This window comes from Sphingomonas bacterium (genome assembly GCF_903643065.1).
GTDB lineage: Bacteria > Pseudomonadota > Alphaproteobacteria > Sphingomonadales > Sphingomonadaceae > Sphingomonas.
In genome coordinates this window covers 1-2,664 of the sequence record NZ_CAHJWX010000452.1, presented here as the reverse complement: position 1 = coordinate 2,664, position 2,664 = coordinate 1, and the positions used below count along the sequence as shown (strand labels likewise).

The 2,664-nt window shown below is 68.2% G+C and carries 2 protein-coding genes; one reads left to right on the top strand and one right to left on the bottom strand.

Translation table 11 applies throughout. The features are described 5' to 3' along the window. Window positions 1–32 precede the first annotated feature (32 nt). Window positions 33–2,105, bottom strand: coding sequence for a recombinase family protein (locus tag HUU95_RS13745; protein ID WP_174280620.1), 2,073 nt, complete (start codon window positions 2,103–2,105; stop codon window positions 33–35). Between the two features lie 258 nt (window positions 2,106–2,363). Between HUU95_RS13745 and HUU95_RS14725 the strand changes: the two genes are divergently transcribed. Continuing rightward, window positions 2,364–2,492 (top strand): hypothetical protein, encoded by a 129-nt coding sequence (locus HUU95_RS14725; protein ID WP_302480133.1) that lies wholly within the window; start codon window positions 2,364–2,366, stop codon window positions 2,490–2,492. Window positions 2,493–2,664 lie beyond the last annotated feature (172 nt).

Genomic DNA, 2,664 nt, shown 5'->3' with positions numbered 1-2,664 from the left:
TTCTACAACGGCTCATCACAACGCACATCTCGCTATGTTGTTGAGAGGAAGAGGTTCTGCTGCGCGGGATCCGGTAACGCGGGGTGTATCGGCCCGCTCTGCGCGCGCAGGCGGAGGGTTTTTGCAGCAGGGCCGTCCAGATCACCGCGCCTGAACAGCCAGGGGCCATCGTCCAGAGGATGCACGGCTTCGATCTCGCGCCGCTCCGCGGCCAGCCTGAGCGTCCGTGGCGCCACGCCGACGATGGCGGCGGCCTGGCTCAGGTTGAGCCATGGCTCGGCGCCGCCCTCAGCCGCGCGATAGACCGGGATCCGATGGTAGGAACGCAAGGAGGTGACCCGCTCGCGGGTCCAGCGGTTGCTGTTCCCGGTCCTGAGGCCATTGCGGTTGAGGATGCCGGCAATGACGTCGTCGCGAGCGACCAGGGCAAGCATGCCGACCGCCTCGACAATATCCGCGGATGTCGCGTTGCGCTGTCCCCGTCGCCGGCGCGGCAGGCGATGCTCGGTATGCGCCCCGCCCATCCAGTGGATGACGATGACGATCTCGGCGGCGGCCTCGTCGAGATCGGCGACAGCCTCGTGGATCACGGTCCGGGCGATGCGCTTCTTGAGCCGCACGTCGGTGGTCGGCGCGGACCAGACAGCCTCGAGATCATCGGCGAGCGCGGCGAACGAGGGTAGCGCAGGACCGGACTGTCGCGGGGCAGCGGCATCATGCTCGGCTATGCGCCTGTCGATCTCGGCGACACGGGTCAGGGCCCGGTTCCAGCGCGTCTCCAGCTCGCCTGCCACGAAGCGGTTCTCGGGATCGGCAGCATCATACTGGCGGAAGGCTCGTTCGGCGTCGTAGCGCGCCGCCTGAAGATCGCGTGCAAGCGCCTCACGCGCATCGTCGCGCCGCGTCGCCGCCTGGTCCTCGGCCGCCTGCGCGGCGTGAACGGCGGCGGGCTGAACGACCGTCAGCAGCGCCGCCTCGATAACATCGTCGACGCGCAGACCGCCGAAGGCGATGCAGGTCGGCTCGCCATAGTCGAGCCGACCACGGTTGCAGACGTAGCGCGGGATGTCGTGCTTCGCACCGGTATACTGGACGGTGAGCTTGCGGCCGCAGCGCCGGCAGCGCATCAGTCCTGACAGCAGCGCTGCCCCGTGCTTGGGCGCGCCGTGGCTGTCGGCGGTCGGGACGTTGTCGCTCACCATCTTACGGATCGCCTCCGCGCGCTCCCACTCGATGTAACCTTCATGCGCGCCGGGCTGCAATGCCAGCCATTCCGCGCGCGGCTTGCGTCGGGCTCGCGCCTTGGTTCCCGCACCGTCGTACTGCAGCGACACGCCCGTCTTGCCATAGGCGTAAGCGCCGCCATAGGCAGGGTTGGCGATCAGCGCCTTGATGGTGGAATAGCGCGGGCGGCACCACACCACGTCGCCGCCATGGAGCCGGGCCGGCAGATCGAGCCTGTGTTCCAGGAACCACAGCAGCGCCTGCCGCACGCTGCCCAGCTCGGCGACCTTGTCGATGGCGAGCCGGATCGCCGCCTGGACCCGCCGGTCGGGATCCTTCTCCAGCCGGTCGCCGGCCTTGATGAAGCCGACGGGCGCGGCGACGATGAGCTCGCCCCGCCGCGCCTTCTCGTAGCGCGCCGAAAGCGACCGCTGCCGCAGTAGATCGAGCTCATACTCGTTGAGGCTGCCCTTGAGTCCGAGCAGCAGCCGGTCGTTGCCCTGCCGGGGCGCATAGACCGTCTCCTGGTCGATCAGCAGCGTGTCGACCACGCGGCACATCTCGACGAGCTGCTGCCAGTCGCGGCTGTTGCGGGCGAACCGCGAGACCTCGCGCGCCGCGACGGCGCCGACCTTGCCGAGGCAGACCTCGGCGACCATGCGCTCGAAGCCGGCCCGCACCACGCCGCCCGCCGCCGAACAGCCGAGATCCTCATCGATGATCTCGATATCCGACCAGCCAAGCTGCACGAGCCGCTCGCGCATCGCATATTGCAGGACCTGGCTCTCCCGGTTGTGCTGGACCTGATGAGCCGACGACTGGCGGACGTAGAGGACCGCCTTGCGCGCGCGATGCTGCGCACCGATCTTCTCAGCACTCATCGGCGTCGCTCCCCGCAGCGGGCGCCGCGTCGGCGACGTGCCTGACCAGTAGGCGCGTCATCAAGCCGGTCACCGCCTGCCGGGTCCGATCCGGCAGGCTGCTCCATCCGGGCGCCGGGTCCAGTGCCGACGGAGGAATCGCCGCAAAGAGATCGGGCTGACGAACCGGTGTCCGAGGCCGGTGGCGGGTGTGCTGCATGGCGATCTCCACGGTGGTGACCGCGTGATGCTATCGCTTCTTCGCTCATTGACACCGCCATGCCTGCGATCGCCTCCGAAAGCAGCAGTCGCAACGCCGTCAACGCGGCAATCGAGGTGGTCGCGTCCTTCGTCGCCCGGCTGGACCGGCAGACGGCGGCATCGAGCATCCAGAGCGGAAGCTCCTGAAGACGCGCAACCGGCGTATCGATACGGCTGCAGCGTGCTACCGCACCTGCAGCCCTGACGATCACCTCATGGATGCGAACACGCTGACCGCTCCAGGGATGCCAGCAATATGCCACCGTCCCCTCGTCGATCGAGGCGGTACCGTGGGTCTTGTGGTGATCGGTTGTACAAC